Origin of the sequence: Rhodopseudomonas sp., from assembly GCF_048594845.1 — a bacterium.
In the GTDB taxonomy this organism is placed as follows: domain Bacteria; phylum Pseudomonadota; class Alphaproteobacteria; order Rhizobiales; family Xanthobacteraceae; genus Rhodopseudomonas.
This window is the reverse complement of record NZ_JBMDXE010000144.1, coordinates 20291-33180: the sequence shown is the minus strand read 5'-3', so window position 1 is coordinate 33180 and position 12890 is coordinate 20291. Positions and strand designations below refer to the sequence as shown.

The window sequence follows — 12890 nt, the reverse complement described above, 5'->3', positions numbered from 1 at the left end:
CCGTCTGGTCGACGACGAGATCGTCCGCTGGAAGCGACTGCTCAAACCCGCGCTGGCACCGGACGACCAGCGGGCCGGGCCATGAGCGAGCTTCCGACCTCCATCCGCCCCCGGCTCAAGCGATCGCAGATCGCGCTGCGGCTCGTGGCGATCGCACTGATCGTCTCGATCATGAGCACCAACGTGGTGTTCCTGAGCAATCTGCGCGAAAGCATCGTGCGGACCGCGGAATCCAACCTGCAGCGCTACAGCCTCACGCTCGCCGAAGAGGCCGACCGCTCGTTCAAGTCCCTCGACCTCGTGCTGTCGAGCGTCAGCGACTATCTGGCACGCCGCGGCGTGACCGACAGCGAGTCGTATCGGCTGGCGATGTCGGACTACACCACTCACATGCTGCTCAAGGAAAAAGTGAGCGGGCTGCCGCAGATCGACGCGGTGACGATGATCGACGATCGCGGAAAGCTGCTCAATTTCTCCCGCTATTGGCCAATTCCTGAAGTCAACGTCTCGGACCGCGACTACTTCAAGGCGCTCAGCACCGACAGCAGCCTCGAGACCTTCGTCAGCATGCCGGTGCGAAACCGAGGCACGGGCGCCTGGAACATCTACATCGCCCGGCGGCTGAACGGCCCCGACGGCCAGTTCATCGGCCTGCTGCTCGGCGCGATGTCGCAGCAGTATTTCGAGAATTTCTTCGCCGCGACGACGCTCGGGCCCGATACGGAAACCTCGCTGGTCCGCAGTGACAACGTCGTGCTGGCGACCTATCCGCATCGCGAAGGCGCCGGCCCGTTGCAGGAAGCCGGCGGACGGCGGGCGTTGCAGGCAGGCGGCAACGTCCGCGAAACCACCGGCGGCAAGGCCCGGCTGCGGTCCGCGCGCATGCTGCCGAACTACCCGGTCATGGTCACGGTGGTGCAGAACGAGGAGAGCGCGCTGCAGAGCTGGCAGGACATGGCGCTGCTGCTGCTGGTGATGTCCGTGCTGACCTCGCTGATCGTGCTGACCGGCAGCATCGCGATCGCACGATGGTGGAACGAACAGGCCGTCTATGCCGAAGCAGCCGAGGCGGCCAGCGCCGCGAAGTCGAGCTTCCTGGCGATGATGAGCCACGAGATCCGCACGCCGATGAACGCGGTGCTCGGGCTCACCAGCAACCTTCTCGACACCAGGCTCGACGCGGAGCAGCGTCAGGCCGTGATCGGCATCCATGACGCCGGCGACAGCCTGTTGGAGATCCTCGACGATATTCTCGACTTCTCGAAGCTCGAAGCCGGCCGGCTGTCGCTCGAACTGATCCCGTTTTCGCCGCGCAAGATCGTCGAGCATCCGCTCTACGTGATCGGCCCCCGGGCGGCCGTGAAGGGATTGACGATCCGCACCGAGCTGAACGAGGACCTGCCGGATGCGCTGATCGGCGATCCGGGGCGCATTCGCCAGGTCATGCTCAATCTGATCTCGAACGCGGTGAAGTTCACGCCGTCCGGCACGATCGTCGTCGCGGCCGAGTGTCTGTCGAACGACGGCGCCATGGCGCGTATCCAATGGACCGTCAGCGACACCGGCATCGGCATCGATCCGGAAAAGATCGAGTCGCTGTTCAGCGACTTCGTTCAGGCCGACAGCTCGATCCGCCGGCGTTTCGGCGGCTCGGGGCTCGGCCTTGCGATCAGCCGACGTCTGGTCGAGCAGATGGGCGGCAAGATCAGCGTCACGTCCACGCCCGGCCACGGCTCGTCATTCCGCTTCGCGCTGACGCTGCAGGTCACGGCCGACCTTCCTCCGACCGAGGAGGACCATCAGGCGCAGTATCAGGAACTGAGCGCGCGGATCGCCGCCGGCGGCCGGCCATTGCGCCTGCTGATCGTCGACGATAATCCGACCAACCGTGCGGTCGCCGGAGGCATGCTCAACGAGTTCGCGATCCAGATCAACACCGCCTGCGACGGCACCGAAGCCGTCACGGCCGCAACCAACTTCAATTACGACGTGATCCTGATGGACATGCGGATGCCCGAGATGGACGGGCTGGAGGCGACGCGCGCCATCCGCGCCAAGGGCGGCGCGCTGGCGACCGTGCCGATCATCGCATTCACCGCCAACGCCTTCGCGGAGGACAAGGAGGTGTGCCGCGAGGCGGGCATGACCGACTACATCGCCAAGCCGGTGCGCAAGAACGTGCTGGTCGATGCGATCCTGCGCGCCTTGCCGCCGCTGTCGGCTTCGCAGGCTGCAGGGACCGCAACACTGCCCGGGCAGCATCCAGAGCCCGGCGAAGGCCGCCCTGTGCTCTCGACCGTCTCGAGCTCAGGGGCCAGCCCGGCAGCGACTCGGCTCTATGTTGGCAAGACCGCTTTCGCGCATCTCGTCGCGGAGATCGGCGAGGACGCCAGTCGCGACGTGCTCGCGGTGTTCATTCGCGACACCGAGGCACGGCTGCGCCTGTTCGACACGCTGACGATTCCGGCCGACCGCCGCCGGATCGAACGCGAAGCGCATTCGCTCAAGAGCGCTGCCGGCACGTTCGGCCTCGAGCTGCTCGCGAGCCTCGCGCGCGATCTGGAGCGGCGCGCGCCGGAGCTGTCAGAGGCCGACTACGCAGAGCTTGTGGGACGGATCAAGGCGACCTTCACGGCGGCCCGGCAGGCGCCTGTCGGCGACGACCGCCTGGTCGAATGCGCAGCCTGACGCGGCCCGCCTGACCGAGATGAGCCGTTAGTCCGCTTGCGCCCGTCGGGCGCGCACCGGCGCCGACGCGCCGGCGTTCCAGGTCAGGTACCATGCCTCGAAGGCATCCAACTTCAGCGGCCGCGAAATGCCATAGCCCTGCCCGATGTCGCAGCCGAGTTCGTCGAGCGCGCGCCACGTCTCGGCGTCCTCGATGCCTTCGGCAACGGCCTTCATCTTGTACTGATGGGCGATCGCCACCGAGGCCGCGACCACCTTCCACATGTCCGGATCGACGAGGCAGTCCTTGACGAAAGAGCGGTCGATCTTGAGTTCGCTGAACGGCATCCGCGCCAGCGCCGAGAGCGACGAATAGCCGGTGCCGAAATCGTCCATCGAGATACCCACGCCCTTGATGCGCAGCCGCAGCAGCACGTCCATCGCGCGGTCGACATCCGACATCGCGGTGGACTCGGTCACCTCGATCATCAATGACCGCGCCGGCACGCCGGTCTCGTCCAGCATCTGCTCGATCTGCTGGAGAATAGTGGTGTCGGTGAGCAGCGTCGCCGACAGATTGACGGCGACGACGAAGGACGGATCGCGGTCAAGAAACCGCCGCACCATCCGCATCGACTCGCGCAGCATGCACAACGTGATCGGCTTGATCGCGCCGCTCCGTTCGGCGAGCGGAATGAACACGTCGGGCCCCACCGCGCCGAAAACCGGGCTGTCCCACCGGGCCAAGGCTTCGCAACCGACCACCCGCCCGCTGCTCAGATGCACTTTCGGCTGAAACACCGGGTACAGCTCGTCGGCGGCGAGGCCGCGTGTCAGGTCTTCGGCCGTGATCAGGCTGGCGCTCTTCTCGGACCGGTGCCGGGTGGACGAACGGCTGCCGACGTCGAAGGTCAGAGCCTCGCGCAACGAACGAAGATCGATCGGCTTGGGCAGCGACACCGCATCGACGATGCCGGCGGCATGCGCCATCCGCACGGTTGCACTCAGGATGCGCTGATCACAGCCGCTGATGACGATGACGCGGCGCGCGCCGGTGTCCATCGCGATCAGGCGCAGCAGCTCGATGCCGTCGCGATCGCCGAGCGACAGATCGAGCGTGTAGCAGTCGAACGTGCCGGCCGAGATCAGATCGGCCGCGGCCTGGTAGGAGTCGGCGAACACCGGCTTGTAGCCGAGCCGGTAGCAGACGCCGCAGATCACGGCACCCTGCACCGGGTCGTCGTCGACGACCAGAATCCGTATGGTCGGTGCTTGATCGCCGTCCGTCATCCGCCCGCCCGTGAGAATCCACAGGCCTTGTCGCACCAAGGCCTCTCCCGGAACGCTAGTTGCGTCTCATAAACGAAGTCTTTTGCGATTATGCAACCGGCCGCCGGGCCGTTCGAATGGTTAGCGTTTCCCTCGCGCCGGCTCAGGAATCCATCCGATCGTCGCGGCCGCCCATCGGTCTACCCGACCTGTTCTTGGTCTTGAGGAAGCGGACATCGATTTCGGAGCCGTTGACGCGGATCAGCTCGCAGCGGCGATAGGCCAGGCCAGTCGACGACAGCAGCAGGAAGAACTCCTTGAGGTTCAGCCCCTCGATCGAGCCCTCGAGTTCGAGCTCCGCTTCGAAGCTCGACACCGCCTTGAGCACGCAGCTGCGGCGCCACGTGCCGTCGATCCCCATGATCCAGACCGCGTAGCCACGCCCGAATGTCACACGCTCGGTGCCGATATTCTCGGTGGTCAACCCGACCCCTCCGTTAGCGCCCGGCGAACCCCGCCGGTTTGAAGCCGCCGGCCGCAAGTCCCGGCGCAGCCGCGGAAGCCACGTTCGGCAGATACACGCCGCGTCGCTTCGGACAGACCTTGTAGCTGTCGGTCAGACCCACCACCGTCTCGGCCGCGCCGAGAAACAGATAGCCGTCGGGCTCGGTGGCCTTCATCAGACGATTGAAGATGTCCGACTTGGTCGCCTGGTCGAAATAGATCAGCACGTTGCGGCAGAAGATGACGTCGAATTTGCCGAGCGGCGCGAAATCCTGCAGCAGGTTGAACTGCCGGAACTGCACCATGGCCCGCACGTCCGGATTGAGCTGCCACATCATGCCGTCCTGCTTGAAGTACTTGACCAGAAGCTGGATCGGCAGGCCGCGCTGGACTTCGAATTGGGTGTAGAGACCGTTCTTCGACTTCGCCAGCACCTCGGGCGACAGATCGGTCGCGATGATCTCGATGCGCCAGCCGTTGAGTTCGGCGGCCTTCTCCTTCAGCAGCATCGCCAGCGAATACGGCTCCTGCCCGGTCGAGGAGGCTGCGCACCAGATCCGCAGGCTGCGCCGTCCGGCGCGCGCCTTGATCAGCTCGGGGATGACGCTGTCCTTGAAATGGTCGAACGGAGTCTTGTCGCGGAAGAAGAAGGTCTCGTTGGTGGTCATCGCCTCCACGACGTCGTGGATCAACGACTCGGAACCGGCCTTCATCTTCTGAACGAGTTCGCTGATGCCCGGAACACCGGACTTGCGGGCGAGCGGCAGCAGCCTGCTTTCCAGCAGATACTTCTTGTCCGCCGACAGCATCAACCCGGACCTGTCCTTCAGGATTTTCTGCAAATAGTCGTAGTCGAGCGGAGTCATGGGATCCTTCCTGGCACGTTCGCGCACGACGTATCGCGATGAAGGGCGATTGATCGGTCGACGCGGGGCGTCATGGACATGACCTCACACGGCCGTCGCGGCGGACATCGTCCAGGCCCACAGGCCGGCGCCGCTTTGCAGAGTGAAACCATCCATTCCAGAGCGCCTTTCTCGACCTTCCGGTGGCCGGCGACGAGAACGATCCGCCGACCGGGAACTCACGTCCTGACTGCTCTAGCTGTGATTGACCTTCACTCTCGTTAATTTTTGGCCCTCGTAGTCGTACCAGCAACACGACTGATCAGGCCTGACTCACATCGGCCGAAAGCCGACTTCCGACGATGTAATGGGACGAACTTGCCGGCGCGCGACCATCTCCCGAGGGGCTTGCGTAACCAATCGTGGGCAAGCGATGCGGCTCTAGCCGTGCTCGAAGCGCGGGCCGCAGACTTCGCCCCAGGAATGCACGATCGGCAGGCCGGCGACGTTGCTGCGGATGTTGGCGAGCGAAATCCGCAGCGCCGCCAGGTCTATCGGCTTCGGGAAGCTCTGCAGCAGATCCATGCCGAGCGACCGGGCGAGCGCGCGCGAGGCGCGGCGGCGCTCGGAATTCATGCCGCTGATCACGATCAGCGGCCCGGCGTAATGCGCACCCGCCATCGCCCGCATGACGTCGCTGCCGTCGCCGTCGTCGAGCATCAGGTCGAGCGTGACGCAATCGAAGGGCCGCTGCTGAATCAGCGCGATGCCCTCGGCGCACGACGTCGCGTGGGTCACCGCGTAGCCGGCCTTCTCGGCCGCACCGGCGATCAGCATCCGCTGCACCGCGTCGTCGTCAATCACCAGCAGGTTCAACAAGCCGATGAGTCGATCGGCTCCGATCTCCGCATGCGCCGTATCATGGTCGCGCGTATCCATCGGCCCGCTCCTTTCGCCGTTGCGTTCACGGCAGCAGGCTTAGCGAGCCGGTTGCAAGCGTTGGTTAATTCAGCGGCCGCGAGCCGCCGCCAACCGACGATCGGGTCGATCGGTGGTTGACAACGGCTTAGCAGCTTCAGGACAATTCGACCGGCTGTTAGCTCGGCCAGCGCCAGTCGCGAACTTCGGGCATGTCGTCGCCATGCTCCGCGATATAGAGTTTGTGCCGCTGCATCGTCGCCCAGTAGCGCGACGTGGCAGCTTCGACCTCACTGGCCAGTCGCGGAATCCTGCGGATCGCGTCGAGCGCCAGCCGATAGCGGTCGAGATCGTTCAGCACCACCATGTCGAACGGTGTCGTGGTGCTTCCTTCTTCTTTGTAGCCGCGCACGTGGATATTGAAGTGGTTGTGCCGGCGATAGGTCAGCCGGTGGATCAGCCAGGGATAGCCGTGGAAGGCGAAAATCACCGGCTTGTCGGCGGTGAACATCTCGTCGAAGCGGCGATCGTCGAAGCCATGCGGGTGCTCCGAGCTCGGCTGCAGCACCATCAGGTCGACCACGTTGACGACGCGGATGCGGATGTCCGGCACGTATTCGCGCAGCAGCGTGACCGCCGCCAGCGTCTCGACCGTCGGAACGTCGCCCGCGCAGGCCATCACAACGTCCGGATCGCCGTCGTCATTGCTGGCCCATTCCCAGACGCCGGCACCCGCGGCGCAGTGCCGAACGGCCGCGTCCATGTCCAGCCACTGCCACTCCGGCTGCTTGCCGGCGACGATGACGTTGACGTAGTTGCGGCTGCGCAGGCAGTGATCGGCCACCGACAACAGCGTGTTCGCGTCCGGCGGCAGATAGACACGAACCACGCTCGCCTTCTTGTTGAGGACGTGGTCGATGAAGCCCGGATCCTGATGCGAGAAGCCGTTGTGGTCCTGCCGCCAGACATGCGAGGTCAAGAGATAGTTCAGCGAGGCGATCGGACGCCGCCACGGGATCGACGCGCACGCCTTCAGCCATTTGGCGTGCTGGTTGAACATCGAGTCGATGATGTGGATGAAGGCCTCGTAGCACGAGAACAGGCCGTGGCGGCCGGTCAGCAGATAACCTTCGAGCCAGCCCTGGCAGAGATGCTCGCTGAGTACCTCCATCACCCGGCCGTTGCGGCCGAGCGCGACGTCGACGTCCTCGATGTCTGCCATCCACTCCTTGTCGGTGACTTCGAGCACGCCGTCGAGCCGGTTCGATGCGGTCTCGTCGGGACCGAACAGCCGGAAGTTCTGCGTCTCGAGATTGTCGCGCATCACATCGCGCAGAAACGTGCCGAGCACGCGCGTCGCTTCGGCCTTGGCGGCGCCGGGCGCCGGCAGCGTCACCGCGTAGTCGCGGAAATCCGGCAGCGACAGCGGCTGCAGCAGTTCGCCGCCATTGACGTGCGGGTTGGCGCTCATCCGGCGATGACCGGTCGGCGCCAGCGCCGCGAGATCGTCGCGGAACCGGCCGTTGGCATCGAACAGCTCGTCGGGCCGATAGCTGCGCAGCCAGTCTTCCAGCAGCTTGATGTGCTCGGGAGTCTTGAAGTCGGCGATCGGCACCTGATGGGCCCGCCACGTGCCTTCCACCGGTTTGCCGTCGACCTGCTTGGGTCCGGTCCAGCCCTTGGGCGTGCGCATCACGATCATCGGCCAGCGCGGCCGTGCAGTGACGCCCTCGTACCGGGCGGCGGCCTGGATCGCGCGGATATCGCTCAGCGCCTTCTCCAGCGCGGCGGCGAGCGAGTAGTGCACGATCGCCGGATCGTCGCCCTCGACGACGATCGGCTCGTAGCCATAGCCGCGCATCAGATCGGTCAGTTCCTGGCGGCTGATCCGCGCCAGCACGGTCGGATTGGCGATCTTGAAGCCGTTGAGGTGCAGGATCGGCAGCACCGCGCCGTCGCGCGCCGGATTGAGAAACTTGTTGGAGTGCCAGCTCGTCGCCAGCGCGCCGGTCTCCGCCTCGCCGTCGCCGACAATGCAGGCAACGATCAGGTTCGGATTATCGAACGCGGCACCATATGCGTGCGCCAGCGAATAACCGAGTTCGCCACCTTCGTGAATCGAACCGGGCGTCTCCGGCGACACGTGACTCGGCACGCCACCCGGCCAGGAGAATTGCCGGAACAGCCGCTGCAGGCCGTTGCGGTTGCGCTCGATCGCCGGATAGCGCTCGGTGTAGGAGCCTTCGAGATAAGAATTCGCCACCAGGCCCGGGCCGCCGTGACCGGGTCCGATGATGTAGATCATGTCGAGGTCGTGCGCGGTGATGATCCGGTTGAGATGCACGTAGAGCAGATTGAGTCCCGGCGTCGTACCCCAGTGTCCGAGCAGGCGGGGCTTGAGATGCTCGAGCCGCAGCGGTTCGTCGAGCAGCGGGTTGTCCTGCAGATAGATCTGCCCGACCGACAAGTAGTTCGCGGCACGCCAATAGGCGTCCATCTTCTGCATCAGTTCGTTGGACAACACGTCTGACATCACCTTCTCCGCCTCTGCATTTCATCACGTCCGCGCGCTCGCCGCGTCCGCCACTTTGCTGATCGCTCATCGACTCGCGGTGCACGCGCCTGAGCCCAATGGCGATCAGTGTCAGTCTGGCCTGACATTAGCGCCCGCGAACGCGACGCAATGCAAGACCCGGACATTGCCGGAGATCGTCGGCGATCCGATTGTTGAGATTACGGCGATGAAACCATGATGACAGCGTTTGACGCAGATCAACCGTCACGCCGCGTCTGGTTGATTGGGATCAATGTGTTTGACCTTCAACCACGGAAGATGCCGCCCGTTGCGCAGCGGAACTCCAGAGGCCAATCATGTCTGAGTCCCAGCTCCGTCAAAACATCCTTGACGAGTTCGAGTTCGATCCAAGCTTCAACAGCGGGCATATCAATGTCGCTGTCGAAGGAGACATCGTGGTTCTCACCGGTCACGTCATCAGCTACGCCGAGAGGCTGGCGGCGATTGCGGCGACGCGTCGCGTCAAAGGCGTCCACGCGATCTCGGAAAACATCGAAGTCCGCTATCCGTTCACCAAGACCGCCGACGATCGCATCGCGCAACGCGCGTCCGATATTCTCGACTGGAACGTGCTGGTGCCGGCGAACTCGATCGAAGTGCAGGTCGAGGACGGCTGGCTGACGCTGAGCGGCACCGTGGACTGGCACTACGAGCGCGCCGCCGCCGAAGACGACGTCCGCAAGCTCGCCGGAGTCGTCGGCGTCACCAACAACATCGTCATCAGCAACCCGCTCGGCGATCACGCCTGCATCCGGGCGTGTCTCGAGTCGGCGCTCGAACGTCACGCCGAACTCGCTTCGAGCGGCATCCGCGTGACGGTGAAGGACGGCAACATGGTCGTGCTCGAAGGTCGTGTCGACAGCTGGGACCAGCGCCGCGCGGTCCAGACCGCCGCATGGTCGACGCCGGGAGTCGCAGCGGTCGATGATCGCCTGATGATCAACTGACGACGGGCGCCTCCGTTACGAATCCGAAGCCTCTCCCCGTCATTGCGAGGAGCGCAGCGACGAAGCAATCCAGCGTCGTGGCCGGCTCTGGATTGCTTCGCGGAGCCTGTCATCGGGCGGCGCTTCGCGCCGACCCGTTGGCTCGCAATAACGGAGTGGGGCTTTCGCTTCGGGCGATCAAACCAAGATCAACCAAAGATCAAATTTCGTCCCGGCTGCCCTTTGCGTCCGCCGGCCTGCCTGATCGCGTCGGCCTGAGCGCGGAGTCGCGGACGATGGTCACCGTGCAATTGGCTTCGCTGGCGACCTTGGCGGAGACGCTGCCGCCCAGCGTGCGCAGCATCGAGTTGCGCCGCGCGCCGATCAGGATGTGATCGACCCGGCTCGCTTCGGCGAATTCGAGAAGGGCGGACGCGGGATCGACCGCCTCCAGCACATGGGCCGTTAGCCGATCGTCGGCCAGCTTGAGCGGCTCGGCCCAGTGGCGTAGCGCGACAAGCCGATCGACGTGCTTGTTGTGGCCGTGCTCGTCCAGCGTCCGGTCGATCGTCATGCGGCCGAGCTTGAGCACGTTGAGGCAGGCGAGCCGCGCCGAGGGCAGAGTCGCCAGGATGCGGCCGGCCGTGATCCGCAGTTCGTCGTTCAATTCCGCCGAGCCCTCCGCGACATCGATCGCCACAGCGACGATCGGCGCCGACGCCAAATGCGCCGCCAGCGTCTCCTTGCGCGGCCGCGTCAGCTCCTTGTTGAAGCGCCGGCGCAGCACGGTGCGCCACGGGTCGCGCTTCAGCTTCTCCGAACGGGCGGTGAGCTTCACCTCACTCGGATGGGTGAGATCGAACACCAACTGCGCGGCCGTCGGATAGCGCCATTCCGGCTGGATCTCGAGACAGCGCAGCACCACTTCCTGCAGCCAGGGCGGATAGTCCGGCCGCAGCTTGCGCGGCGGCACCGGATCGCGCCACAGCCGCCGGCGCATGCCGTACATGGTTTCGGTTTCGCCGAACGGCCGGATGCCCGTGGTGAAGAAGTAGAGCAACACGCCGAGGCCGAACAGGTCGCTGCGCGGGTCGTTGCGGACGCCGAGCAGGCGCTCCGGCGCCATATAGGGCGCGGTGCCGAACGGCAGGCGGAATTCCTCCTGCATCAGGTCGGGAAGCTGATCGCTGCAGGCGAGCCCCATGTCGAGCATCACGGCCTCGCCGCTCGGACGAAACATGATGTTGCTCGGCTTGATGTCGTGGTGGATGACGTGCTGGCGGTGCAGGTCGGCGACCGCCGCGGCGATCTTGGCGGCGATCGCGACCGCCTCGTCGTAAGGCAGCGGCAGATCCGGCAGACGCGCCAGCAATGGCTCGCCGGCGATCCGCTCCATCACGATGTAAGGGTGCTTGGAAAAATCGGACAGCGCGACGAAGTGCGGAACATGCGGCCCGCGCAGCCGCGGCATCAGCATCTGCTCCATCTCGAAGCTGACGATGGCGGCCGGATCCTCGCCCTCGCCCATCCGCGGAATCTTCATCACCATCGGCATCGGGTCGTCGGCCTTGTGCACGGCGAACAGCGACGCCATGCCTCCGCGGTGCAGCGGCCCCTCGATGAGGTAGCCATCGACGCTACTACCCGGCTCGAACGAGGGACTATCCATGGCGATCACCGCCCTGCCAGCAGCCGCTCGGCGAGCCAGACCGGCAGACCGTTATCGCGGATCCGCCGCGCCGCGCCTTCAACGTCGTAAGGCACGCGGCAATAGGTCAGTTCGTGCTTCTGCGTGTCGTACAGCGCATAGGCGGCTGCCGGATTGCCGTCGCGCGGCTGGCCGACCGAACCGAGCACCGCGAGCCATTGCCGGCCGGGCAGCAGATGCACCGGCACGTCGGAGGTCGGTACGAAAGTGGTCATCTTGCCGGTGACGGACAGCGAATACAGCGCAGGCTTGTGAACATGGCCGCAGAACGTCACATGCGCCGCGACCGACTGCATGCTGCGAGAGGCGATCGAGGTGTCGGTGACGTAGATCCAGCTCTCCGGCCGCGTCGCCTCGGAATGGACGAACAGCAGATTGCCGTCCTCCTGCTTCATCTGCAGGTCGGCGAGAAAGCGGCGCTGCGCAACGTCGAGCTGGCCGCGCGTCCATTCGATCGCGGCCTCGGCCTCGGCATTCATCTGCACTTTCGGATTGCCGACCGCGCTGTCGTGATTGCCCTGCACCGCGACCGCGCCGTTGCCGACGAGATCGATCACCGTGCCGACCGTCCAATCCGGATCGCCGCCGTAGCCCACATAGTCGCCGAGCAGAACGAACTTCTCGGCACCCTGCTCGCGCGCCTTGGCCAGGCATGCCGTGAACGCCTGCCGGTTGGCATGAATGTCGGCGAAAAGCGCAAGCAACAAGTCCACCTCCCATGTCGTCGGATCCGCCTTGCCAGCGGCTTGTGTTGTTAGCGGCTCGCGGGCCGTCCTGGCGGTCGCCCCTGCGATCAGTTCGACCGGTGCGACTTGGACTCGCGCACCTGTCTTTGATCCATCGCAAGCCTGTCTCACTCCTTGATCTGGCGCAATGGGACGCCAGACGGCCGTGAGTATATCAGCAAAACAATCGCGTTGGAGGCGCCCAATGACTGCATCCGGCAATCCCGACCCCAACGACGCCCCTCTCAACGAAGCAGCCGTCAACGAAGCGCTCGTGAGCGACACATCTGCGAACGAGGCGCTTGGAAACGACGCACCTGTCAGCGATGCCGTCACCGCTGTCGTCCGGGAGTGGGAAGAGATCACCGCGAGCCCGGTGGAGCTCGAAGCCTTCGGACGCGCGATGGCCAATATGGTGAAGGACCTCGGACTGTCACCAGCCGAAGTGCGCGCGCTCGCGACCAAGGGCAGCAGCGCCAAGGAGCTGCCCTGCCTGCTCGACGCATTGCGCATCAGCATCCGGGCGCTCGCCGAGAAGGAGCCGATGCTGCTCAACGATCTGCGACGCACCTGCGCGATGTGCGAGCACAAGCGCGAATGCGATGCCGACATCGCTGCCGGCACTCTGGTGCCGGCGTATCAAAACTATTGCCTGAACGTCGACACGCTCGACGCGCTTCAACACGACAGCAACTTCATCGCAGAGCGGTGACCGACGCCTTCGAGGCCAACGGCGAACAATCGCCGAGGCCG

Annotated in this window: 11 protein-coding genes and 1 pseudogene; 4 read left to right on the top strand and 8 right to left on the bottom strand. The window is 64.9% G+C overall.

What is annotated here, in order from left to right; translation table 11 throughout:
- Positions 1–81: 81 nt before the first annotated feature.
- Complete coding sequence (locus ACOJTD_RS08865) at positions 82–2688, top strand: ATP-binding protein (RefSeq protein ID WP_420132550.1); 2607 nt, start codon at positions 82–84, stop codon at positions 2686–2688.
- A gap of 27 nt (positions 2689–2715) precedes the next feature.
- Here the strand turns inward: ACOJTD_RS08865 and ACOJTD_RS08860 are convergent, their stop codons facing one another.
- The 5 genes from ACOJTD_RS08860 to ACOJTD_RS08840 all read right to left on the bottom strand — a co-directional run bounded on the left by ACOJTD_RS08860 (position 2716) and on the right by ACOJTD_RS08840 (position 8736).
- Positions 2716–3957, bottom strand: coding sequence for an EAL domain-containing response regulator (locus ACOJTD_RS08860; RefSeq protein WP_420132549.1), 1242 nt, complete (start codon positions 3955–3957; stop codon positions 2716–2718).
- A gap of 142 nt (positions 3958–4099) precedes the next feature.
- A complete protein-coding gene (locus ACOJTD_RS08855) occupies positions 4100–4420 on the bottom strand; it encodes a PilZ domain-containing protein (protein WP_420132548.1) in 321 nt (106 codons plus the stop codon).
- Between the two features lie 13 nt (positions 4421–4433).
- Positions 4434–5306, bottom strand: coding sequence for a CheR family methyltransferase (locus ACOJTD_RS08850; RefSeq protein ID WP_420132547.1), 873 nt, complete (start codon positions 5304–5306; stop codon positions 4434–4436).
- Between the two features lie 420 nt (positions 5307–5726).
- Complete coding sequence (locus ACOJTD_RS08845) at positions 5727–6224, bottom strand: response regulator (protein WP_420132546.1); 498 nt, start codon at positions 6222–6224, stop codon at positions 5727–5729.
- Positions 6225–6381: 157 nt separating this feature from the next.
- Positions 6382–8736, bottom strand: coding sequence for a phosphoketolase (locus tag ACOJTD_RS08840; RefSeq protein WP_420132545.1), 2355 nt, complete (start codon positions 8734–8736; stop codon positions 6382–6384).
- On the opposite strand from ACOJTD_RS08840, the gene ACOJTD_RS08835 reads away from it, so the two are divergent.
- Complete coding sequence (locus tag ACOJTD_RS08835) at positions 8717–8956, top strand: hypothetical protein (protein ID WP_420132544.1); 240 nt, start codon at positions 8717–8719, stop codon at positions 8954–8956. The two genes, ACOJTD_RS08840 and ACOJTD_RS08835, sit on opposite strands and share 20 nt — an antisense overlap.
- 118 nt (positions 8957–9074) lie before the next feature.
- The gene (locus ACOJTD_RS08830; RefSeq protein WP_420132543.1) at positions 9075–9725 is read left to right on the top strand and encodes a BON domain-containing protein; all 651 of its coding nucleotides are present in this window, start codon (positions 9075–9077) and stop codon (positions 9723–9725) included.
- A gap of 199 nt (positions 9726–9924) precedes the next feature.
- Here ACOJTD_RS08830 and ACOJTD_RS08825 read toward each other — a convergent pair whose 3' ends face one another.
- The 3 genes and pseudogenes from ACOJTD_RS08825 to ACOJTD_RS08815 all read right to left on the bottom strand — a co-directional run.
- Complete coding sequence (locus ACOJTD_RS08825) at positions 9925–11373, bottom strand: serine/threonine protein kinase (protein ID WP_420132542.1); 1449 nt, start codon at positions 11371–11373, stop codon at positions 9925–9927.
- 5 nt (positions 11374–11378) lie between these two features.
- On the bottom strand, positions 11379–12119 hold the full coding sequence (locus ACOJTD_RS08820; RefSeq protein WP_420132552.1) for a metallophosphoesterase family protein: 741 nt from the start codon (positions 12117–12119) through the stop codon (positions 11379–11381).
- 294 nt (positions 12120–12413) lie between these two features.
- Positions 12414–12650 (bottom strand): annotated as a pseudogene (locus ACOJTD_RS08815) (hypothetical protein); the annotation flags it as partial.
- Positions 12651–12681: 31 nt separating this feature from the next.
- On the opposite strand from ACOJTD_RS08815, the gene ACOJTD_RS08810 reads away from it, so the two are divergent.
- A complete protein-coding gene (locus tag ACOJTD_RS08810; RefSeq protein WP_420132541.1) occupies positions 12682–12849 on the top strand; it encodes a hypothetical protein in 168 nt (55 codons plus the stop codon).
- Positions 12850–12890 lie beyond the last annotated feature (41 nt).

Excerpts from the sequence above, each read along its gene's own strand:
- ACOJTD_RS08825 (WP_420132542.1), bottom strand. The coding sequence starts at position 11,373 with ATGGATAGTCCCTCGTTCGAGCCGGGTAGTAGCGTCGATGGCTACCTC.
- ACOJTD_RS08840 (WP_420132545.1), bottom strand. The coding sequence starts at position 8,736 with ATGTCAGACGTGTTGTCCAACGAACTGATGCAGAAGATGGACGCCTAT.
- ACOJTD_RS08810 (WP_420132541.1), top strand. The coding sequence starts at position 12,682 with ATGCTGCTCAACGATCTGCGACGCACCTGCGCGATGTGCGAGCACAAG.
- ACOJTD_RS08860 (WP_420132549.1), bottom strand. The coding sequence starts at position 3,957 with ATGACGGACGGCGATCAAGCACCGACCATACGGATTCTGGTCGTCGAC.
- ACOJTD_RS08865 (WP_420132550.1), top strand. The coding sequence starts at position 82 with ATGAGCGAGCTTCCGACCTCCATCCGCCCCCGGCTCAAGCGATCGCAG.
- ACOJTD_RS08850 (WP_420132547.1), bottom strand. The coding sequence starts at position 5,306 with ATGACTCCGCTCGACTACGACTATTTGCAGAAAATCCTGAAGGACAGG.
- ACOJTD_RS08845 (WP_420132546.1), bottom strand. The coding sequence starts at position 6,224 with ATGGATACGCGCGACCATGATACGGCGCATGCGGAGATCGGAGCCGAT.
- ACOJTD_RS08830 (WP_420132543.1), top strand. The coding sequence starts at position 9,075 with ATGTCTGAGTCCCAGCTCCGTCAAAACATCCTTGACGAGTTCGAGTTC.